21 protein-coding genes are annotated in these 21,739 nt (G+C 69.2%); 16 read left to right on the plus strand and 5 right to left on the minus strand.

The window, feature by feature from the left end:
- Nucleotides 1–175 precede the first annotated feature (175 nt).
- From N5D30_RS03865 to N5D30_RS03920, 12 genes are all read left to right on the plus strand, one after another.
- Nucleotides 176–1,372 carry an acetyl-CoA C-acetyltransferase gene (locus N5D30_RS03865; RefSeq protein ID WP_279907746.1) on the plus strand — a complete coding sequence of 399 codons (1,197 nt, stop codon included), beginning with the start codon at nt 176–178 and terminating at the stop codon, nt 1,370–1,372.
- Between the two features lie 10 nt (nt 1,373–1,382).
- Nucleotides 1,383–2,249, plus strand: a complete 867-nt coding sequence (locus N5D30_RS03870; RefSeq protein ID WP_279907747.1) for an alpha/beta hydrolase — start codon at nt 1,383–1,385, stop codon at nt 2,247–2,249.
- Between the two features lie 75 nt (nt 2,250–2,324).
- The gene (locus N5D30_RS03875) at nt 2,325–3,215 is read left to right on the plus strand and encodes an MBL fold metallo-hydrolase (protein WP_279907749.1); all 891 of its coding nucleotides are present in this window, start codon (nt 2,325–2,327) and stop codon (nt 3,213–3,215) included.
- A gap of 93 nt (nt 3,216–3,308) precedes the next feature.
- A complete protein-coding gene (locus N5D30_RS03880; RefSeq protein WP_220811760.1) occupies nt 3,309–4,232 on the plus strand; it encodes a LysR substrate-binding domain-containing protein in 924 nt (307 codons plus the stop codon).
- Nucleotides 4,233–4,336: 104 nt separating this feature from the next.
- Nucleotides 4,337–5,389 (plus strand): cyclase family protein, encoded by a 1,053-nt coding sequence (locus N5D30_RS03885; protein ID WP_279907750.1) that lies wholly within the window; start codon nt 4,337–4,339, stop codon nt 5,387–5,389.
- Nucleotides 5,390–5,405: 16 nt separating this feature from the next.
- Nucleotides 5,406–6,107, plus strand: coding sequence for an SDR family oxidoreductase (locus N5D30_RS03890; RefSeq protein WP_279907751.1), 702 nt, complete (start codon nt 5,406–5,408; stop codon nt 6,105–6,107).
- Between the two features lie 193 nt (nt 6,108–6,300).
- Nucleotides 6,301–6,993, plus strand: a complete 693-nt coding sequence (locus N5D30_RS03895) for a 3-oxoacid CoA-transferase subunit A (protein ID WP_279905228.1) — start codon at nt 6,301–6,303, stop codon at nt 6,991–6,993.
- A gap of 6 nt (nt 6,994–6,999) precedes the next feature.
- Nucleotides 7,000–7,701: a 3-oxoacid CoA-transferase subunit B gene (locus tag N5D30_RS03900; protein ID WP_279907752.1), complete on the plus strand. Its 702-nt coding sequence runs from the start codon at nt 7,000–7,002 to the stop codon at nt 7,699–7,701.
- A gap of 9 nt (nt 7,702–7,710) precedes the next feature.
- A complete protein-coding gene (locus tag N5D30_RS03905) occupies nt 7,711–8,598 on the plus strand; it encodes an acyl-CoA thioesterase domain-containing protein (RefSeq protein WP_279905230.1) in 888 nt (295 codons plus the stop codon).
- Between the two features lie 234 nt (nt 8,599–8,832).
- Nucleotides 8,833–10,125 (plus strand): MFS transporter, encoded by a 1,293-nt coding sequence (locus tag N5D30_RS03910; RefSeq protein WP_220811750.1) that lies wholly within the window; start codon nt 8,833–8,835, stop codon nt 10,123–10,125.
- 18 nt (nt 10,126–10,143) lie between these two features.
- A complete protein-coding gene (catC, locus tag N5D30_RS03915; protein ID WP_220811748.1) occupies nt 10,144–10,422 on the plus strand; it encodes a muconolactone Delta-isomerase in 279 nt (92 codons plus the stop codon).
- A 92-nt stretch (nt 10,423–10,514) separates the two neighbouring features.
- Complete coding sequence (locus N5D30_RS03920; protein WP_279907753.1) at nt 10,515–11,771, plus strand: acetyl-CoA hydrolase/transferase C-terminal domain-containing protein; 1,257 nt, start codon at nt 10,515–10,517, stop codon at nt 11,769–11,771.
- Between the two features lie 6 nt (nt 11,772–11,777).
- Here the strand turns inward: N5D30_RS03920 and N5D30_RS03925 are convergent, their stop codons facing one another.
- On the minus strand, nt 11,778–12,650 hold the full coding sequence (locus N5D30_RS03925; protein WP_279907755.1) for a YihY/virulence factor BrkB family protein: 873 nt from the start codon (nt 12,648–12,650) through the stop codon (nt 11,778–11,780).
- Between the two features lie 136 nt (nt 12,651–12,786).
- Here N5D30_RS03925 and N5D30_RS03930 point away from each other — a divergent pair, with 136 nt between their 5' ends.
- Complete coding sequence (locus tag N5D30_RS03930; protein WP_220811742.1) at nt 12,787–13,125, plus strand: zinc ribbon domain-containing protein YjdM; 339 nt, start codon at nt 12,787–12,789, stop codon at nt 13,123–13,125.
- A 105-nt stretch (nt 13,126–13,230) separates the two neighbouring features.
- Nucleotides 13,231–13,953, plus strand: a complete 723-nt coding sequence (locus N5D30_RS03935; protein ID WP_279907756.1) for a transporter substrate-binding domain-containing protein — start codon at nt 13,231–13,233, stop codon at nt 13,951–13,953.
- A 4-nt stretch (nt 13,954–13,957) separates the two neighbouring features.
- Here the strand turns inward: N5D30_RS03935 and N5D30_RS03940 are convergent, their stop codons facing one another.
- Nucleotides 13,958–14,677 carry a hypothetical protein gene (locus N5D30_RS03940; protein ID WP_279907757.1) on the minus strand — a complete coding sequence of 240 codons (720 nt, stop codon included), beginning with the start codon at nt 14,675–14,677 and terminating at the stop codon, nt 13,958–13,960.
- Nucleotides 14,678–14,899: 222 nt separating this feature from the next.
- Between N5D30_RS03940 and N5D30_RS03945 the strand changes: the two genes are divergently transcribed.
- Nucleotides 14,900–15,250: a hypothetical protein gene (locus N5D30_RS03945; protein WP_279907758.1), complete on the plus strand. Its 351-nt coding sequence runs from the start codon at nt 14,900–14,902 to the stop codon at nt 15,248–15,250.
- Nucleotides 15,251–15,384: 134 nt separating this feature from the next.
- Here the strand turns inward: N5D30_RS03945 and N5D30_RS03950 are convergent, their stop codons facing one another.
- From N5D30_RS03950 to N5D30_RS03960, 3 genes are all read right to left on the minus strand, one after another.
- Complete coding sequence (locus tag N5D30_RS03950; RefSeq protein WP_279907759.1) at nt 15,385–17,223, minus strand: sensor domain-containing diguanylate cyclase; 1,839 nt, start codon at nt 17,221–17,223, stop codon at nt 15,385–15,387.
- Nucleotides 17,224–17,638: 415 nt separating this feature from the next.
- Complete coding sequence (locus N5D30_RS03955; protein ID WP_220811734.1) at nt 17,639–19,135, minus strand: CoA-acylating methylmalonate-semialdehyde dehydrogenase; 1,497 nt, start codon at nt 19,133–19,135, stop codon at nt 17,639–17,641.
- A gap of 140 nt (nt 19,136–19,275) precedes the next feature.
- Nucleotides 19,276–20,622, minus strand: a complete 1,347-nt coding sequence (locus N5D30_RS03960) for an aspartate aminotransferase family protein (RefSeq protein ID WP_279907760.1) — start codon at nt 20,620–20,622, stop codon at nt 19,276–19,278.
- A 109-nt stretch (nt 20,623–20,731) separates the two neighbouring features.
- Here N5D30_RS03960 and N5D30_RS03965 point away from each other — a divergent pair, with 109 nt between their 5' ends.
- Nucleotides 20,732–21,652, plus strand: a complete 921-nt coding sequence (locus N5D30_RS03965) for a LysR family transcriptional regulator (protein ID WP_279907761.1) — start codon at nt 20,732–20,734, stop codon at nt 21,650–21,652.
- Nucleotides 21,653–21,739 lie beyond the last annotated feature (87 nt).

Genomic DNA, 21,739 nt, shown 5'->3' on the forward strand with positions numbered 1-21,739 from the left:
ACGCAGGTATTGGGTTTTCCTTAAGTGGCCGTTCGGCGAAGGCAAACATGCGCGGCGGCCGGCGCCGGGCGGCGGCGCTTAAGCAACACGAAACACCGGCTTTCGCGATGCGAAATTGCTGGCCCCCGGCGAGTTGCCCATGCTGGGCCCCGTTCGCCACAGAAGGTTTCGCTGCATGAAAGACGCGCTGATCGTTTCGCCCCTGCGCACGCCCATCGGCAAGTTCGGCGGGGCCCTCGCCCCGCTGACCGCCGACCGGCTGGCCGCCACGCTGATCCAGACCCTGATGGCGCGCCTGGACGTGCCGCCGGCCTCGCTCGACGAGGTGATCGTGGCGCAGTCCTACGCCTCCAGCGAGGCGCCGTGCATGGGCCGCTACGCCGCGCTGGCCGCCGGCCTGCCGATCGAGGTGCCGGGCTACACCCTGGACCGCCGCTGCGGCTCCGGCCTGCAGGCCCTGGCCGACGCCGCCATGCACGTGCAGACGGGCCACGCCCAGGCGGTGCTGGTGGTCGGCGTGGAGAGCATGAGCAACATCGAGTACTACAGCACCGACATGCGCTGGGGCGCGCGCGCCGGCAGCGTCAGGTTCCACGACCGCCTGGAGCGCGGCCGCGAGCGCTCGCAGCCGGTGGAGCGCTTCGGCCACATCTCCGGCATGCCGGAAACCGCCGAGAACCTGGCCCGCGACTACGCCATCGGCCGCGACGAGGCCGACCGCTTCGCCGTGCGCAGCCACCAGAACGCCGCGGCGGCCTGGCGCGACGGGCGCTTCGCCGACGAGGTGGTGGCCCTGGAGGTGCCGGGCAAGCGCGGCGCCAGCACCAGCGTGGCGATGGACGAAGGCATCCGCGCCGACGCCAGCGTGGAGAGCCTGGGAGGCCTGCGCGCGCTGCTGCCCGAGGGCGTGTGCACCGCCGGCAATTCCAGCCAGCAGAACGACGCCGCGGCCGCCTGCCTGGTGGTCTCGCCGGAGTACGCCAGGCGCTACAACCTGCAGCCGCTGGCGCGCCTGGTCGACTGGGCGGCGGCGGGCTGCGAGCCGTCGCGCATGGGCATCGGCCCGGTGCCGGCGGTGGCCCGCCTGCTCGAACGCACCGGCCGGCGCCTGGACGAGATGGACCTGATCGAGGTCAACGAGGCCTTCGCCGTGCAGGCCTTGGCCGTGCTGCGCGCCTGGAACATGGACGATATCGAGCGGGTCAACGTCAACGGCTCGGGCATCTCCCTGGGCCACCCCATCGGCGCCACCGGCATCCGCATCATGACCACCCTGCTCCACGAGATGCGCCGCCGCGACGCCCGCTTCGGCCTGGAAACCATGTGCATCGGCGGCGGCCAGGGCATGGCCGCGCTGTTCGAGCGGGTGTGAGGGCGGCACGATGAACTGGATCGAGGTCAACGGCTGCGTCCTGCGCTACCAGCTGCGCCGCGTGCAGCGGCCGCGCGCCACCCTGGTGCTGATCCACGAGATGGGCGGCGCCCTGGAAAGCTGGGACGGCCTGTTCGCCGCGCTGCCGGCGGACGTCCAGGCGCTGCGCTACGACACTCGCGGCGCCGGCCTGTCGGAGAAGGTGCTGGGCGACCTGCACATCGACACCCACGTCGCCGACCTTGCCGCCCTGCTCGACGCGCTAAACATCGCCGGCCCGGTGGCGCTGGCCGGGGTCGCGGTGGGCGCGGCCATCGCCATCCGCTTCGCCGCCTGCCATCCCGGGCGCAGCAGCCACCTGATCGGCATGGCGCCGGCCTGCGGCGTGGCGGAGGCGGCGCGCGAGGCGACCCGCGCGCGGGCCGCCGCGCTGCGCCAGGAGGGCCTGCGCGAGCTGGTCCCGGCGCTGCTGGAGCGCACCTGGCCGGAGCCGCTGCGCAGCGACGCTGCGGTCTTCGAGCGCTTCCGCCTGCGCTGGCTGGCGGCCGATCCCGAGGGCTTCGCCGCCACCTTCGCCATGCTCGCCGGGCTGGACCTGGAACGCGACCTGCCGCGCCTGCCGCCGCGCACCCTGCTGGTCGCCGGCAGCTACGACGGCCTGCGCCCGCCGGCGGAGATCGACCGCCTGGCCGGTTTCTCGGCGCACATCGAGGCGCTGCATGTAGCCTCCGGTCACTTCATGCCGCTGCAGAGCCCGGCGCTGGTGCTGGCAATGCTGTGCGGCTACGTGCTGGAAGACCGCAGCGGCGCCGAGATCTACCGGGCCTTCATGGCCCGCTCGGAACACCGCGTGCCCGCCAGCGGCCACGCCGCCTGACCCGCGCGCAACGACGAATCACGCCGGGCAGCCACGGCCGCCGGCCATCACAAGAACAAGATGAGGAACACCACCATGATGCAGTCACGCATGATCGGAGATATCAAGGTCACCCGTATCCTCGAATACGCCGGCCCCACCCACGACCCGGCCTTCCTGTTCCCCGCCATGGACGCCGGCGTGCTCGAGGAGCATCGCGGGCTGATGGCGCCCAACCACTGGGTGCCGCACATGAACAAGCTGATCGTCACCATCCAGTTCTGGATCGTCCACGTCGGCAGCAACATCGTGGTGGTCGACACCGGCGTCGGCAACTTCAAGCCGCGCGCCGGCATCCCGCGGATGAACATGCTCAACACCCTGGTGCGCGAGTGGATGATCGCCGCCGGCGCGCCGCCGGAGAAGGTCACCCATGTGGTCATCACCCACCTGCACTCGGACCACGTCGGCTGGAACACCACCTGGCAGGACGGCCGCTGGGTGCCCACCTTCCCCAACGCCACCTACTACCTGCCCAAGGACGACTTCGACTTCTGCGCCCAGGGCAAGAACAGGGAAGCCGGGGTGATCGACGTGTTCGGCGACTCGTTCTTCGACAGCGTGATGCCGATCGTCGACGCCGGTCTGGCGCGGATGGCGCAGCCCGGCCAGGAGATCGCCGACTGCCTGGTGGTGGAGGCCGCGCCGGGGCACAGCCCGGGCCAGGTGACCTTCCGCGTGCGCTCCAACGGCGAGGAAGGCATCTTCTGCGGCGACATCCTGCACAGCCCGGTGCAGATCGTGCGCCCCGACATCAACTCCGGCTACTGCATCTGGGAAGACACCGCCCGCAGGACGCGCCTGGAGTTCCTCAACCGCGCGGCCGACAGCGAGGCGCTGATCATGCCGGTGCACTTCGGCGAGCCGCACTGCGGCTTCATCCGCCGCGAGGGCAACGGCTTCCGCTTCGAGCCCTCGGCCTGGTAGCACAGGCGCGACGCCCCCGCCGACGAACGTCGCCTAGGCAGGGGCGCTACCAGCCAGTACCGTGAACCATCACTTGGCAGGACGTACTCGACCATGGCGATGCATTTCGATATCACCGATTTCCGCTTGTTCATCAACATCGCGGAAACCAGCAGCCTGACGCGCGGCGCCGAACGCTCCTTTCTCTCGGTGCCCGCCACCAGCAACCGCATCAAGAACCTCGAGGACAACCTCGGCATGCGCCTGCTGGAGCGCTCGCCCCAGGGCGTGACGCTGACCAACGCCGGCAAGACCTACCTGCAGCACGCGCGGGTGATCCTCTCCCAGCTGGAGCTGCTGACCGGCGACCTGCAGCAGTTCACCGAGGGCCTCAAGGGCCAGCTGCGCCTGCTGGCCAACACCACGGCCATCACCGAATACCTGCCGCCGGTGGTCGGCGAGTACCTGCGCAGCCACCCGGACGTGCACATCGACATGCGCGAGCGGCTCAGCGACGACATCGTCCGCGCCATCCGCGAGGGCAGCGCCGACCTCGGCATCGTCTCCGGCAGCGTGGTCACCGATGGCCTGCAGAGCGTGCCGTTCGTCTACAGCCGGCTGATGATCATCGCCCCCCAGGACCACCCGATCCTCCGGCAGGAGGAGGTGTACTTCAAGGACGCCCTGGCCTACGAGTTCGTCTCCCTGCTGGAAGGCAGCGCCCTGCACGTGTTCCTCAACCGCGCCGCCTCGGCGCTGCACATCCCGTGGAACATCCGCGTGCAGGTCGCCAGCTCCGACGCCATCTTCCGCATGGTCGAGGCCGGCGCCGGCATCGCCATCGTCCCCCAGGCCGGCTACGAGCGCCTCAAGGGCCGGCAGAACCTCGGCTCCTGCAAGCTGCTCGACCCCTGGGCCGTGCGCACCTTCCAGCTCTGCGCCCAGGACTTCGACGGCCTGTCGACCTTCGCCCGCGACTTCGCCGACAGCCTGATCGACTGGTACCGCACCCCGGACACCCCCGCCCTGCAGGCTTAAGCCTCGCTTAAGCGGGACTTTCGCAGAGCGAAATTGTCCGCCCCGGGCAGGTCTGGGAGCCTTGTGCTCCCCGCGTCCCCGCATCCGAAACCAAGGAATCTCCCATGGCTGCACAACGCTGGAAGCGCCGTCCCGACGGCTCCAACTGGGGCGACTTCGGCCCCGACGACCAGATCGGCCGGCTCAACCTGCTGACCCCGGAAAAGGTCCGCCAGGGCATCGCCGAGGTCCGCGAGGGCCTGGCCTTCTGCCTCAGCCTGCCGCTGGACTACCCCGGCGGCAACGCGATGAACGTCAACCGCCTGCCGCCGATCCTGCGCCCGCTGCTGCGCAAGGGCGGGGTCAACATGAACTACGCCTACGAGCGCATCGAGCAAGGCCGCCCGGACGTGCTCAGCGACGACCTGGCGATCCTCCACCTGCAGTACTCGACCCAGTGGGACGCGCTGTCCCACGTCGGCGCGCTGTTCGACGCCGACGGCGACGGCATCGCCGAGCCGCTGTACTACAACGGCTTCACCGCCGGCGGCGATGTCGAGGGTCCGGACGACCTGGCCGACTGCGGCATCGCCGGGGCGATCAAGCTGCACAGCACCTCCTGCGCCCACGCCCTGGGCATCGAGCGCATGGCCGAGACCTGCGTGCAGGGGCGCGGGGTGATGATCGACCTGCACCACCACTTCGGCCTGGGCCGCACCCACGTCGGCTACGACCAGTTGATGCGCGTGCTGGAAGCCGACCGGGTGGAGGTCGAGCCGGGCGACATCGTCTGCCTGCACACCGGCTACGCCGAGGCGCTGCTGGGGATGAACAAGAACCCCGACCCGCAGGCGCTGGAACGCCTCGCCGCGGTGCTCGACGGCAACGACCAGCGCCTGCTCAACTGGATCACCGACAGCGACCTGGTGGCCATCGCCGCCGACAACTACTCGGTGGAAATCTTCCCCTCCGGCGAGCCGGGCAGTTGCTGCTCGGTGATGCCGCTGCACCACCACTGCCTGTTCAAGCTCGGCGTGCACCTGGGCGAGCTGTGGCACCTCACGCCACTGGCCAACTGGCTGCGCGCCCACGGCCGCAACCGCTTCCTGCTCACCGCGCCGCCGCTGCGCCTGCCGGGCGCCGTGGGCGCGCCGCTGAACCCCGTCGCCACTGTCTGAAGTCGAGGAAATACCCGTGTCCAAACAACGTGTACTGATCACCGGCGGTGCCTCCGGCATCGGCGCTGCCATCGCCGAACGCTGCCGCCAGGACGGCTTCGAGCCGGTCATCATCGACCGCGTCGGCGACGGCCTGATCGCCGACCTGAGCGACACCGCCGCCACCGCTGCCGCCCTCGAAGCGGCGCTGGCCGAGGGACCGATCACCCGCCTGGTCAACAACGTCGGCATGGTCTGTCCGGCCAGCGCCGAGGAGCAAAGCTTCGAGGAGCTGGAGCGGGTCTGGGCGCTCAACCTGCGCTGCTCGCTGCAGTGCATGCAGGCGCTGCTGCCGGGCATGAAGGAGGCCGGCTTCGGGCGCATCCTCAACATGTCCTCGCGCGCCGCCCTGGGCAAGGAGCTGCGCAGCGCCTACGCCGCGACCAAGGCCGGGCTGATCGGCATGACCCGGGTGTGGGCGCTGGAGCTTGGGCGCTTCGGCATCACCGCCAACGCCATCGGCCCGGGGCCGATCCGTACCGAGCTATTCGAGCGCGCCAACCCGGCGGACAGCCCGCGCACGCAGGCGATCATCGACTCGGTGCCGGTCAAGCGCCTCGGCGTGCCCGAGGACATCGCCCAGGCCGCCTCGTTCTTCCTCGACGCGCGCAGCGGCTTCGTCACCGGCCAGGCGCTGTACGTCTGCGGCGGCATGACCGTCGGCGTGGCCGGCGTCTGAGCCCCCGCGCCGCCCTGCGCGCGGCACCTTAACCGGCGGTTAAGCGGCCCTTCCGCAGACTGAAATTGTCGACCCCGGGGCGCGCTGGCAAGCTGATTTTCATGCGGGGGAAGCCGCTTCCAGCGGCCCTGCGACGCGGGCCGATGCCCGTCGGCGCGGTCCCCGACGCCACAAGAAGAGAAAGGACAACCGCATGATCGACAAGCTTTCCCCCAGCGCCGCCGACGCGCTGGCCGACATCCCCGACGGCGCCACCATCGCCGTCGGCGGCTTCGGCGGCGCCGGCATGCCCGAAGACCTGATCGAGGCGCTGATCGCCCAGGGCGCCCGCGACCTGACCCTGGTCAGCAACAACGCCGGCCAGGGCGACACCGGCCTGGCCGCGCTGCTCAAGGCCGGCCAGGTGCGGCGCATCCTCTGCTCCTACCCGCGGATGAGCGGCTCGTACGTGTTCGAGGAGCTGTACCGCGCCGGCAAGCTGGAGCTGGAGATCATCCCCCAGGGCAACCTGGCCGAGCGCCTGCGCGCCGCCGGCTGCGGCATCGGCGGCTTCTTCACCCCCACCGGCTACGGCACGCTGCTGGCCGAGGGCAAGGAGACCCGCGAGATCGACGGCCGCCACTACGTGCTCGAATCGCCGATCCACGTCGACTACGCGCTGATCAACGCCGAGGCCGGCGATCGCTGGGGCAACCTGGTGTACCGCAAGACCGCGCGCAACTTCAGCCCGGTGATGGCCATGGCCGCGCGCACCACCATCGCCTCGGTCGGGCGCATCTGCGAGCTGGGCGAGCTGGACCCGGAGCAGGTGGTCACGCCGGGCATCTTCGTCCAGCGCATCGTCCGGCGCGCCGCGCCGGCATTCCTTCAGCAGCAGGCGGGGTAGGCCGAGATGGACAAACAGACACGCAACGCCATGGCCGCCCGGGTGGCCCGCGACATTCCCGAGGGCGCCTACGTCAACCTGGGCATCGGCCTGCCGACCATGGTGGCCAACCACCTGCCGGCGGACAAGGACATCTTCCTGCACAGCGAGAACGGCGTGCTCGGCCGCTGGACCGGCGCGCCGGCCGGCGAGGAGGACTGGGACATGATCAACGCCGGCAAGGAGCCGATCAAACTGGCCCCCGGCGCCGCCTTCTTCCACCACGCCGACTCGTTCGGCATGATGCGCGGCGGCCACCTGGACATCTGCGTGCTCGGCGCCTTCCAGGTCTCCGCCGCGGGCGACCTGGCCAACTGGCACACCGGCGCGCCGGACGCGATTCCCGCGGTCGGCGGGGCGATGGACCTGGCCATCGGCGCCAAGCGCATCTATGTGATGATGGAGCACCTCGACAAGCAGGGCCGCAGCAAGGTGATGCCGCGCTGCAGCTACCCTCTGACCGGGCTCGGCTGCGTCAGCCGGGTGTACACCGACCTGGCGACGCTGGAGATCACCGCCGACGGGGTGAAGGTCATCGAGCTGGTCGGCGACATCGACGCCTCCGCGCTGCAGGATGTCACCTCGGTGGCGCTGGACTTCTCCGCCCTGGAGCAGCCCTCGCGGGAACCCGGCCGCAGCGCGCTGACGGCGCTGAGCCCCGCGGAATGAGGCGCTGACATGGCCAGCGGCGCCAACGCCCGCGCCTGGGACCAGCGCGACCTCGCCGAGCTGCTGTCGCTCGAACACAACGGCCAGAACGGCTACCGCAGCGAAGTCTGCGACACCAACGCCAACGGCCGGGTGTACGCCGGCCAGCTGCTCGGCCAGGCCCTGTGGGCGGCGGCGCAGACCGCGCCGCAGCGCAGCCCGAGCATGCTGCAGATGACCTTCCTGCAGGGCGCCCGCCCGCAGGACGGCATCGAGTACAGCGTGGAAACCCTGCAGGAGGGCCGGCGCTTCTCCACCCGCCACCTGTACGGGGTGCAGGGCACCGGCCTGGTGTTCAGCGCCAACGCTTCGTTCCAGCTGGCCCAGGCCCACCCCGGCCAGCCGCACCGGCTGGAGCACCCGGCGCCCGACCCGGAGAGCCTGCCGACCCTGCGCGAACTGGCGGCGCGCTACCCGCAGCACAGCGAGGCGGTGCAGCTGCGCTTCTCCGCGCGGCCGGTGCTGGACGTACGGCCGATCCACCCGGAGGGCTACTTCGAGCGCCCGGCCGAGCAGCGCCGGATCGCCTACTGGGTGCGCCTCAGCCAGCCGCTGGTCGGCGAGGGCTGCCTGCATCACGCCGCCCTGGCCTACATGTCCGACTGCTGGCTCAACGGCAGCCTGGCGCCGCCGCTGGGCATGCTCGAACTGTGGCAGCACTACTACATCAGCAACCTCAACCACACGCTCTGGTTCCACAGCCTGGAACTGAACGCCAACGACTGGTTGCTGTTCGTCAACGACGCCGTGCGCAGCCTCTCGGGGCGCGGCCTGGCGATGACCCACATCTACCGGCGCGACGGCCTGCTGGTCGCCAGCATGGCCCAGGACATCCTGGTCGCGCCGCGCGACGCCTGACCCGCGCCGCCACTTAGGGCAGCCGAAAGACAGGCTTTCGTAATCGCAAATGGGCGGCCGGCGCGATCTGCCGCATGCTCCGGAACGTGCGAAGAACACCGCGGACCCGTGCCAGGAGGCGCTCGCCGCAACGGCTGTTTCAGCCAGAACGCCCGGCCCCGGCCGGGCCCGACACCGACGTCATGGTTGCCCTGCGCCATGAGCCGACATCCAATAACAAGAAGGACGGTCAACATGTTCGAATGGTACAAAACCGGCTCCTCCCGGGAGCGCAAGACTTTCTGGGCCTGCTTCTCCGGCTGGGCGCTGGATACCTACGACGCGCAGATGTTCAGCTTCCTGCTGCCGGCGCTGATGGCGATCTGGCAGATCTCCAAGGGCGAGGCCGGCGTGCTCGGCACCGCGGCGCTGCTCTCCGCCTCCCTCGGCGGCTGGATCGCCGGCATCCTCGCCGACCGCTACGGCCGCGTGCGCATCCTGATCTTCACCATCTGCTGGTTCACCTTCTTCGGCGCGCTGGCAGGCTTCACCACCTCCTACGAGCAGATGCTGGTCGTGCGCACCCTGCAGGGCCTCGGCTTCGGCGGCGAGTGGGCGGTTGGCGCTGCGCTGATGGCCGAGGTGATCCGTCCGCAGCACCGCGGCAAGGCGCTCGGCTTCGTGCAGAGCGGCTTCGCCTTCGGCTGGGCCCTGGCGGCCGTGGTGATGACCGCCCTGCTGGCCTGGCTGCCGCAGGAAATCGCCTGGCGCGTGGCGTTCTGGGTCGGCGTGATCCCGGCCGGCTTCGTGCTGTTCATCCGCCGTCACGTCAAGGACCCGGAAATCTACAAGCAGGCCACCGCCAAGGTGCAGGAGAAGGCCTCGATCCTCTCTGCCTTCCGCCCCGGCGTGGTGCGACTGACCCTGCTCGGCGCGATGCTGGTGACCGGCCTGCAGGCCGCCGCCTACACCATCATGGCCTGGCTGCCGACCCTGATGGTCAGCGAGCGCGGCCTCAAGCCCGGCCCGGTGATCTTCACCATGCTGGTGATGTGCGCGGGAGCCTTCGCCGGCTTCGTCATCACCTCCTGGCTGGCCGACCGCTACGGCCGCCGCCCGGCGCTGCTGCTGTTCAGCGTCGGCGCCTGGATCTTCACCGTGATCTACATGCTGGTGCCGATGAGCACCACCCTGCTGCTGCTCATGGCCTTCCCGGTCGGCGCCTTCGCCACCGGCATCTTCGCGGTGCTCGGCCCGTTCCTCAGCGAACTGTTCCCGACCCACGTGCGCACCACCTGCATGGGCTTCTCCTACAACCTGGGCAAGTCCCTCGGCGCGCTGTCCATCGCCGGCGTCGGCGTGCTGTCCGAGCGCATCGGCCTGGCCAACTCCATCGGCACCTTCTGCCTGGTGGCCTACGCCCTGTCGATCACCGCCGTCCTGCTGCTGCCGGAGACCCGTGGCGTGCGCCTGGAAGACGTGGACGCCAAGGTCCTCGGCGACAGCGACGAACCCTTCACCGGCGAACTGAGCCAGAGCAAGATCTGACCTGAACGGGAGAACCCCATGCTGTATTGCGTAAAGATGGATGTGAACATTCCGCGCGACATTCCGCAGGACGAGATCGAGGCCATCAAGGCCGCGGAGAAGGCCCGCGCCATCGAGCTGCAACAGGCCGGCAAGTGGCCGCACCTGTGGCGCGTGGTGGGCCAGTACTCGAACATCAGCGTGTTCGATGTCGAGAGCAACGACGAGCTGCACGCCCTGCTGTCCAGCCTGCCGCTGTTCCCCTTCATGACCATCCAGGTCACGCCGCTGGCCAAGCACCCGTCGTCCATCGTCTGACCCCGGGCGGCGGCCAGCCGGTCGCCGCCACCTCCCCCATTCCCCCGCCGTGGCCGGTTATCCGCCGGCCGCGCCTTCGCCGCGAGTTCGCCATGGCCACGCCGCTGCAGACCGACAACCTCGACCTGTCCACCCTGATCCGCCCGGGAGACACGGTGCTGTGGGGCCAGGCCAACGCCGAGCCGCTGCCGCTGACCCAGGCGCTGATGGCCCAGCGGCAACGCATCGGTCGCTTCCGGGTGATGCTGGGCATCGCCAACAGCGACACCTGCCGGCCCGAGCACGCCGACTGCGTGGACTTCCTCGCCTACTGCGGTGCCGGCGCCAATCGCGAGCTGGCCAGGGCCGGCGCGCTCGACATCCTGCCCTGCCACTACTCGCAGCTGCCGGCGCTGATCGGCAGCGGCGCCCTGCGCATCGACGTGCTGCTGCTCCAGCTCGCCCCCGCCGACGCCGACGGCCGCTACAGCCTGAGCCTGGCCCACGAGTACCTGCTGCCGGCGCTGGACACCGCGCGGGTGGTGATCGCCGAGGTCAACCGGCAGGCGCCGCGCGTCCAGGGCGAGCGCACCCTGGGCGCGGACGATATCGACGCCATCCTGCACACCGACCGGCCGCCGCTGGAGAACCCGCCCAGCCGCATCCGCGAGGTCGACGCGCAGATCGCCTGGCACATCGCCGGGCTGGTCGAGGACGGCGCCACCCTGCAGGTGGGCATCGGCGCAATTCCCGACGCGGTGCTCGGCGCGCTGGCCGACCACCGCGACCTGGGCGTGCACTCCGGCAGCATCGGCGACGGCGTCGCCCAGCTGATGCGCAGCGGCGCCATCACCAATGCACGCAAGAGCCTGGACCGTGGCCTGAGCGTCGGTGGCGTGCTGCTCGGCAGCCGCCTGCTGCACGACTTCGCCCACGACAACCCGGCGATCATGCTGCGCTCCACCGCCTACACCCACGACCCGGACGTGCTCGCCCGCCAGGAACGCCTGGTGGCCATCAACTCGGCCATCGAAGTGGACCTCGGCGGGCAGATCAACTCGGAAGTGGCGGCCGGCAACTACGTCGGCGCGCTGGGCGGGGCGCTGGACTTCCTGCGCGGCGCGCACCGCTCGAAGGGCGGCCTGCCCATCGTCGCCCTGCCGTCCACGGCGGGCGGCGCCAGCCGCATCGTCGCCAGCCTGAGCGGGCCGGCCACCGTGCCGCGCGGCGACGCGGGGCTGATCGTCACCGAGTACGGCGTCGCCGACCTGCGCGGCAAGAGCCTGCGCCAGCGCATGCGCTGCATGCTCGACATCGCCCACCCCGACCACCGCGAGCGGCTGGAGCGCCAGCTGGGCGCGCTGTGGTAGCCGGCCTCAGCCGGCCTCCTTCTCGCCCGGGTCCTTGCCCTCGTTGGCGTGGTGCTCGATCACCGCGTTCATCTCGGCGCCGAACAGCAGCACCGCCGAGGAGATGTACAGGTACAGCAGGAACACGATGATCGCGCCGATGCTGCCGTAGGTGGCGTTGTAGTTGGCGAAGTTCTGCGCGTAGTAGCCGAAGCCCAGCGAGGCGGCGATCCACACCACCACCGCCAGGATCGAGCCGGGGGTGATGAAGCGGAACTCCTGCTTCACGTCCGGCGCCAGGTAGTACACGGCGGCCACCACCAGGATCAGCATGAGCACCGCCAGCGGCCAGCGCAGCCAGGCCCAGAGCACCACCACGGTCTCCTCCAGGCCGATCTGGGTGGCCAGCCAGTTCATCGCCTGCGGCCCGACCACCATCAGCGCCGCCGCCGTCAGCAGCGCGATGGCGACGCCCACGGTGTAGAGCAGCGACAGCGGCACCAGCTTCCAGGCCGGGCGGCCGTCCTCCACGCCATAGGCGCGGTTCATCGCCGCCATGGTCGAGCGCACCGCCGCCGAGGCGGTCCACAGCGCCAGCAGGATACCAATGGAGAACAGCCCCGGCTGCTGGGTCTGCAACTGGGTGATGACCGGGTCGACCAGCCCCAGGGCATCCTGCGGCAGCACCAGTTCGGCCTGCTGGTGCAGCCAGTCGAAGATCGGCTGGGCATCCAGCACGCCGATCAGGGCGATGAGGAACAGCAGGAAGGGAAACAGCGAGAAGAACAGCTGGAAGGCCAGCGCCGACGCATAGACGGGCAGTTCGTCGTCGATGAAGTCGGTCACGGTGCCGCGCACCAGGGTCCACCAGGAAACGCCACGCAGATCGATGAATGCCATGCCCCTTTCTCCCGTGTTCGAGCATTCTTCCTGCAAGGTGGGACGGCGCGGCGGCTGCATCGGTTCGACCAATCGCCACAGGGCGGGCAAAACCCTATACAATATGCGGCTTTTCCGCTCCGACCGAGGTACCGCCATGAGCACCCTGCCGCCCTGCCCCCAGTGCAACTCCGAATACACCTACGAGGACGGCAGCCAGCTGGTCTGCCCGGAGTGCGCCCACGAGTGGTCGGCCGACGCCGCGCCGGAGGCGGGCGACGAGCGCGTGATCAAGGACTCGGTCGGCAACCTGCTGCAGGACGGCGACACCATCACCGTGATCAAGGACCTCAAGGTCAAGGGCTCGTCCCTGGTCGTGAAGGTCGGCACCAAGGTCAAGAACATCCGCCTGTGCGACGGCGACCACGACATCGACTGCAAGATCGACGGCATCGGCGCGATGAAGCTGAAGTCGGAGTTCGTGCGCAAGGTCTGATGCCCGATCCGGTGCAACGCCGGATCGCCACGCGCAATCCTCCCGCAGGCACTAGGCTGAAATGAACGGGCGCGCCAGGCGCCCGTCCCTGCCCGGGAGGACACCATGCGCAGCCTGTCGCTCGTTCTTCTGCTCCTCCTCAGCCCCCTGCTCCACGCCGAGACCTGGCGGGTGATCGGCGACGAACAGTTCGCTCCCTACAGCTTCGTCACCCAGGACGACGACACCCCGCGTGGCATCGACGTGGACCTGATCGGGGCGGTGCTGCAGCAGGCCGGCATCGCCTACAGCCTGCGCCTGTACCCCTGGGAACGGGTCAAGCGCATGCTCGAACGGGGCGAGACCGAGATGGCCTTCCAGTTCGCCGGCACGCCGGAGCGCATGGCCCAGTACGAACTGGTCGGCCCGATCCGCACCGGCTCGACCGTGTTCATGACCACCGCCAAGACCAGCATCCAAGACTGGCAGACCCTGGACGACTTCTCCCCCTTCGTCATCGGCCAGGTGCGCGGCTACGCCTACGAGTCGGCCTTCGACAGGGCCGACCTGGCCCGCGACACCAGCGCGCAGAACCCGCGCCAGCTGGTCTCCATGCTGCTGGCCGGGCGCATCGACATCATCGTCGGCGATCGCACCCAGCTGCTCTACTTCGTCCAGGAACAGCGCGCCCAGAAACACGTGCGCCTGCTGCCCAGGCCACTGGTGGAGATGCCGCGCTACGTGGCCTTCACCAAGGGCGACGAACGCGCCCGGCGCTTCGCCGCGGCACTGGACAAAGCGCGGGCCAGCGGCGAGCTGGAGAAGGTTCTGCGCCGCTGGGAGCGCTGAGGCGTCACTGCACCGGCAGGAAGTTGAGGAACAGCAGGCTCTGCGCGTAATTCACCCCGAGCCGGCGATAGCGCTCCTCCAGCACGTGGGTGAGCAGGTCCAGGCGCGCCGTCATCTTGCCGAACTCCACCGCGTAGCTGAGGTTGCTGCCCTCGTTGGACAGCAGCAGCGGGCGGCCGCTGGCGTCCCGGCGCTGGGCCAGCATCCACGCCGCCTTCTCGATGTTGCGCGCGGCGTTGTGGATGAAACGGGCGTCGAACGAGTCGGTCAGGTAGAACTCGGTGCGCCCGCCGTGGGCCGTCACCAGCATGCTGCCGAGGGCGTAGATGAAGGCGCCGACCCGGTCGCCCTGGAAATCGGCCCCCAGCGAATAACTCAGCGCCGCGATATCGCGCCGCCCGCCGAGCTGGGGCAGCGGCTGGTTTTGCTCGATGGCCTGGTGGATCGCCCGCTCCGCCTCGGCGCGGCTGGCCAGGCCGGTCTTGCGCCACTCCTGCGGGTTGCGCTGGTACAGCTTGCTCATCAGCTGGTACAGGCTGTTGAGGTTGTCGCGCATCGCCAGCGTGGCCATGCGGTCCACGTCGCTCTGCAGGAACTCGCCGGCCCGCGGCTCGCTGCGCTTGCTGACGATGCTCTCGTGGGACAGGCGCCCGGCACAGCCGGCCAGCCCCAGCGCCATCAGCACCACGGCAAGCCCGCCCCACCTGACAACCATCGCGTTCATCCGTCGGCCTCGCTCCCGCGCCTTCGCACGCCTCTCGGCAAGCAGTAAAGCGCAAAACCCACCGGCACACCGTGAGCCATGCCTCCGGCGGGCCAATCCATCGTGACCGACATTGTCGCCGTCTCGTTTTACACAGGATTTACACTGCCCCGCGCAATGGCCCGCACGGGGCACAGTCGAAGACATTGACCGGAGAACCGGTTCCCCATAGGAGTCTCGACCATGCTTTCGCGTATCCCAATCATCACCGGCCTGATCGCCAGCCTGGCCTTCGCCGGCGAGCAACAGGCCCATGCGGCGGATCGCGGCGACGTGGCCGCGGGCGTCGCGGTCGGAGCCATCATCGGCGGCGTGCTGGCCAGCCAGAGATCGGACCGCGGCTACGCGCCCGCCCCGGTCTACCGGGCGCCGCCACCGCCCCGGGTGGTCTACTACGAACCCCGCCCCGTCTATTACGAGCCACGCCCGGTCTACTACAGCCCCGGCCCGGTGTACTACGTGCCCGCTCCCCCGCCACCACGCTACAGGCACTGGCGCGAACCCCGTCGCCATCACCACGGCCATCGCTGGTAACGAAAAAGCCCCGCTCATGCGGGGCTTTTTCATCACCAGCGATGGCTCGGTGCAATGGCCGCTCTCGTAGGGTGCGCCGTGCGCACCGGCAAGCCCGTGCATGGCCACCGGTGCGCACGGCGCACCCTACGGCGCTATGCCGGGCCGGAGGCTTCCTCCCGCGCCATCACGAAGGTGCCGCGCCCGCGCTGCTTGGCCTGGTACAGCGCCGTGTCCGCCGCCTTGTACAGCTCGGTCAGTTGGTCGGCGTCGTCGGGGAAGCGCGCCGAGCCGATGCTCACGCCGATGTTCAACGCCACCCCGTCGTACTCCACCGGCTGGTTCAGCGCCTGCAGCAGCCGCGCCACCACTTGCGCCAGCTCCGTCCTCACGCCGGGCCCGGTCACCAGCACGGCGAACTCGTCGCCGCCCAGGCGCGCGGCGAAGTCGCCCCGCCGCAGCTGCGCCTGCAGGCGCTGGGCCAGGGTACGCAGGACGAAGTCGCCGGCGTCGTGGCCGTACTGGTCGTTGATCGGCTTGAACAGGTCGAGGTCGAGCAGCAGCAGCGCCAGCGACTCGCCCCGGCGCAGGCTGTCGGCCATCGCCGCGTCCAGCCGCTCCAACAGGTAGCGGCGGTTCGGCAGCTCGGTCAGCGAGTCGTGGAAAGCCGCGTGCTGCAGCTGCTGGTTGGCCTCGGCCAGTTCGGCGGTGCGCAGCGCCACCGCGCTCTGCAGTTCGTCGGCGCTGCGCTGTATCTGCGCCAGGCGCGCGCTCTTCTCGCGGTCGACCAGGCGCAGTGCGGCCGCCTTCTCCTGGCGCAGCATCTGGATGCGGTAGGCCAGAGCGAAGGAAAACAAGATGGCCTCCAGCGAGACCGACAGGGGAAAGAAGTAGCCGATCAGCGGCAGCGGCGGGATCACCCCGCCGGCGCGCAGCAGCAGAATCACTGCACTGACCAGCACGAAGCCGTAGCCGATCAGGTAGAGGCGCGCCGGCACGAAACCCTGCCAGCTGCGCAGGGCCGCCCAACCCAGCGCGATCGGCATGGTCAGCACCGGCAGCAGGGCGATCATCAGCGACGCCTCGCGGCGCATGCCCAAGGCGTTGATCAGGATGGCGACGCCGTACAGCACGCACACCCCGTTGAGCACCCGCGCCGGCCAGGGCGAGCCGCCGGGGCGGGACAACAGGGCGATGGTGAAGCGCATCAGCAGCACGCTCCACAGCGACGGCATCGTCATCCGGTCCAGCCACACCGGTGTGGCGATGCCCGGCCAGAGGTACTGCTGGGCGTGGCCGGACATGGCCAGCATCATCAGCAGGGAGCAGCCCGTGGTCAGCACGTACCAGAGGTAGGCGCGGTCGCGCAGGCTGAAGAGGATGAACAGGTTGTACAGCAGCAGCGCCAGCACCACGCCGTAGATCAGGCCGTAGGCGAAGTTCTCCTCGCTGCTGACCTGCTGCAGGTCGCCGAGCTGCCAGATGCGCAGCGGAAACAGGTTGCCCGCGGGGTCGTAGCTGCGCACGTACAGGGTCAGCGGCTGCTCGCCCAGCGCCGGCAACTGGAACAGGCCGCGCCGGTAGGGGTAGTCGCGCCCCTCGCTGAACGGCACCCGCTCGCCGCTGGCGCGCTCTGTCCACCCGCCCTCGCCGTCCGGCAGGTACAGACGCGCATCGAGCACCAGCATGCCGCCCAGCTCCAGCCACCAGCGCGCGGGCGCCTCCGCGCCACGCTGCAGGGTGATGCGCAGCCACCACGGGTTGGGGCTGCGCCCGGCACTGGCCCGCCCGTCGGCCGGCTGGAAACGCGCCTGCACCTCGGGCCGTTGCAGATCGTCGATGCCCAGCTGCCCGCCGACATCCTCCAGCAGCTCGACCCGCTCGTTCAGGCCGAGCCCGCTGCTGTCCTCCTGCAACAGGACAGGCGCGGCGAACGACGACGAGCCGCAGACCAGCCACAGCGACAGGCACAGCAGACAGCGAATCCAGGACATTGCTCGTCATCCCTCCGGCGAGCCGCGCGAGGCTCTGGCAGTGGCCATGGGCCATAAAGCCTGAGTATAGGGAAAGCGCTCCGGGAAATTCAGCCGGGGGTCGACGTACTTTCGTTGCAAGTCAGGACGGAGCGAAATGCGTCGAGGGCGGGGATGTGACGTGAGGTTGAGGAGATATGGGTAGGGCGGGTGCAACCCGCGCAGCCGACGACGCGGGTTTCACCCGCCCTACTCGCCGCGCCAGACAAAAAGCTATGTACTCGTTACATGTTGGTGCTGCTCTTGTGGGCGCGGCTGGGCGGCATTCCGATTGGCCGCGAAATTCGCGGATAAATCCGCTCCCACAGGACATGCAACAACTAACGGGGACATAGCCCAAAAAGGCCGGTCTCTCGACCGGCCTTTCTGCTGCGTATCAGCCGTTGCTGGGGAAGGCGAACTGCGCCGCCTCGTGGCTGGCGCGCTGGGGCCAGCGCTGGGTGATGGTCTTGCGCTTGGTGTAGAAGCGCACGCCGTCCGGGCCATAGGCGTGGAGGTCGCCGAACAGGGAGCGCTTCCAGCCGCCGAAGCTGTGGTAGGCCACCGGCACCGGCAGGGGCACGTTGACGCCGACCATGCCGACTTCGATCTCGTCGCAGAACAGGCGCGCGGCTTCGCCGTCGCGGGTGAAGATGCAGGTGCCGTTGCCGTATTCGTGGTCGTTGATCAGCTGCATGGCCTCTTCCAGGCTGCCGACGCGGACGATGCACAGCACCGGGCCGAAGATCTCTTCCTTGTAGATGGTCATCTCCGGGGTGACGGCGTCGAACAGGGTGCCGCCGACGAAGAAGCCGGCCTCGTTGCCCGGCACCACCAGGCCACGGCCGTCCACCACCAGCCTGGCGCCCTGCTCGACGCCGCTGTCGATGTAGCCCTTGACCTTGTCGCGCGCCGCGCCGGTGACCAGCGGGCCCATGTCCAGGCCGCAGGAGGTGCCGGCGCCGATCTTCAGGGCGGCGATCTTCGGCACCAGTTTCTCGACCAGCTTGTCGGCCACCTGGTCACCCACCGCCACTACCACGGAGATGGCCATGCAGCGCTCGCCGCAGGAGCCGTAGGCAGCGCCCATCAGGGCGTTGACGGTGTTGTCGAGGTCGGCGTCCGGCAGCACCACAGCGTGGTTCTTGGCGCCGCCCAGGGCCTGAACGCGCTTGCCGCGCTTGTTGGCCTCGGTATAGATGTATTCGGCGATCGGGGTGGAGCCGACGAAGCTGATGGCCTTCACTTCAGGCGCCTCGATCAGGGCATCCACCGCTTCCTTGTCGCCGTTGATCACGTTCAGCACGCCCCTGGGCAGACCGGCTTCGTGCAGCAGCTGGGCGATCAGCAGGGTGGAGCTGGGGTCACGCTCGGAGGGCTTGAGGATGAAGCAGTTGCCGCAGGCGATGGCCAGCGGGTACATCCACAGCGGCACCATGGCCGGGAAGTTGAACGGGGTGATGCCGGCGACCACGCCCAGCGGCTGGAAGTCGCTCCAGCTGTCGATGTTCGGGCCGGCGTTGCGGTTGAACTCGCCCTTGAGCAGTTCCGGCGCGCCGCAGGCGTACTCGACGTTCTCGATGCCGCGCTGCAGTTCGCCCACGGCGTCTTCCAGGGTCTTGCCGTGCTCTTCGCTGATCAGCGCGGCGATCCTGTCCTTGTTGGCTTCCAGCAGTTGCTTGAAGCGGAACATCACCTGGGCGCGCTTGGCCGGCGGAGTGTTGCGCCAGGCGGGGAAGGCGGCCTTGGCGGCGTCGATGGCGGCCTGGATGGTGCCGCGGTCGGCCAGTTCGACCTGGCGCACGGCCTCGCCGATGGAGGGGTTGTAGACCGGCACGGTGCGCTGGCCGCTCAGGACGATGTCGCCGTTGATCAGGTGGGCGATGGTGCTCATGAAGTGCTCTCTCGATGTGAATGCGGTCGGGTCCCCTCTCCCTCTGGGAGAGGGCTAGGGTGAGGGTGCCATGCACGGCTCGGTGTGGCCTGGCGGTCCCTCACCCCCGGCCCTCTCCCAGAGGGAGAGGGGGGCGTCGGTCAGCTGATCGTGTTCAGGGTGTCGCCCACGGCGTTGAACAGGCGGTCCAGCTCTTCCGGGCGGGTGTTGAAGGTCGGCCCGAACTGCAGGGTGTCGCCGCCGAAGCGCACGTAGAAGCCGGCTTTCCACAGGGCCAGGCCGGCCTCGAACGGGCGGATCACCGCGTCACCGTCGCGCGGGGCGATCTGCAGGGCGCCGACCAGGCCGCAGTTGCGGATGTCGACCACATGCTTGGTGCCCTTCAGGCCGTGCAGCGCGTTCTCGAAGTGCGGCGCCAGCTCGGCGGCCTGCTGGATCAGGTTGTCCTTCTCCAGCAGTTCCAGGGTGGCCAGGCCGGCGGCGCAGGCGACCGGGTGGGCGGAGTAGGTGTAGCCGTGGGTGAACTCGATCATGTGTTCGGCCGCCGGCTGGTTCATGAAGGTGTCGTAGATTTCCTTCGAGGCGATCACCGCGCCCAGCGGGATGGCACCGTTGGTGATCTGCTTGGCGGCGTTGATGATGTCCGGGGTGACGCCGAAGTATTCCGCGCCGCTCCACTTGCCCAGGCGGCCGAAGCCGGTGATCACTTCGTCGAAGATCAGCAGGATGTTGTGCTGGGTGCAGATTTCGCGCAGGCGCTCCAGGTAGCCCTTCGGCGGGATCAGCGCGCCGGCCGAGCCGGACAGCGGCTCGACGATCACGGCGGCGATGTTGGAGGCGTCGTGCAGCTCGATCAGCTTGAGCAGTTCGTTGGCCAGCTCGACGCCGCCGGTCTCGGCCATGCCACGGGTGAACGCCATGCCCGGCTGCAGGGTATGCGGCAGGTGGTCGGCGTCCATCAGCTGGCCGTACATCTTGCGGTTGCCGCCGATGCCGCCGAGGGCGGTGCCGGCGATGTTGACGCCGTGATAGCCACGGGCGCGGCCGATGAAGCGGGTCTTGGTCGGCTGGCCCTTGAGGCGCCAATAGGCCTTGGCCATCTTCACCGCGGTGTCGGCGCATTCGGAGCCGGAACCGGTGAAGAACACGTGGTTCAGTTCGCCCGGCATCAGGTCGGCGATCTTCTCGGCCAGCTGGAACGACAGCGGGTGGCCGTACTGGAAGCCCGGTGAGTAGTCGAGGGTGCCGAGCTGCCGGGACACCGCCTCCTGGATTTCCCGGCGCGAGTGGCCGGCACCGCAGGTCCAAAGGCCGGAGAGGCTGTCGAACACGCGGCGGCCCTGGTCGTCGATCAGGATGTTGCCTTCGGCCCCGACGATGATGCGCGGGTCGCGCTTGAACTGGCGGTTGGCGGAAAACGGCATCCAGTGGGCATCCAGCTTGAGCTGGCTGGCCAGGGACGGGGTGGCGGTCTGCGGCATGTTCATGGTGGCTCTCCAGAGAGGCACTGTGGTCTTTGTTGCCAGGCAAGGTGCCACGGGCATAAAGTCACGAAAATCCAAATCTTCGTACTTTAAGTTAAGCGACTACTAAACAATGAGCAGCCGCCGTTCCGATCCCCTGGCCCAGGTCAGCGATTTTGAGATCCGCCTGTTGCGCCTGTTCCGCAGCGTGGTGGAATGCGGCGGCTTCTCCGCCGCCGAGAGCGTGCTGGGCATCGGTCGTTCGGCGATCAGCCAGCAGATGAGCGACCTGGAGCAACGCCTGGGCCTGCGCCTGTGCCAACGCGGCCGCGCCGGCTTTGCCCTGACCGAGGAAGGACGCGAGGTGTACCAGTCGTCGCTGCAACTGTTCGGCGCGCTGGAGAGCTTCCGCAACAACGTCAACGGCCTGCACCGCGAGCTGCGCGGCGAGCTGCACATCGGCCTCACCGACAACCTCGTCACCGTGCCGCACATGCGCATCACCCACGCCCTGGCCCGGCTCAAGGAGCTGGGGCCGGAGGTGCGCATCCAGATCCGCATGACGCCGCCTTCCGAGGTGGAACAGGGCGTGCTCGACGGCAGCCTGCACGTCGGCGTGGTGCCGCAGAGCCACGCCCTCTCCGGCCTGGAATACCAGCCGCTGTACGGCGAGCGCTCGCAGCTCTACTGCGCCGTCGGCCACCCGCTGTTCTACGCGGACGACAGCCAGCTCGCCGACAGCCGCCTCAACGCCCAGGACGCCATCGCCCCGACCTTCCGCCTGCCGCCGGAGATCCAGGTCCAGTACCAGGTGCTGAGCTGCACCGCCAGCGCCTCGGATCGCGAGGGCATGGCCTTCCTCATCCTCACCGGCCGTTACATCGGCTACCTGCCGGACCACTATGCCCAGCAATGGGTGCAGCAGGGCCGCCTGCGGGTGCTCAAGCCGGCCAGCCGCTTCTACGACCTGACCCTGGCCTCGGTGACGCGCAAGGGGCGCCGCCCGCAACTGGTGCTGGAGACCTTCCTCGAGGCGCTGGCGAAGACCCTCTGAGAACGACACCGGACCAGTCGGTCCGAATACGGCCGACCGGACGCGAAAGCCCCGTGCCACTAGGGCTTGCGCCATTTTTCCAGCGAA

Origin of the sequence: Pseudomonas sp. GD03875, assembly GCF_029840585.1 — a bacterium.
Classification (GTDB): Bacteria; Pseudomonadota; Gammaproteobacteria; order Pseudomonadales; family Pseudomonadaceae; genus Aquipseudomonas; species Aquipseudomonas paralcaligenes.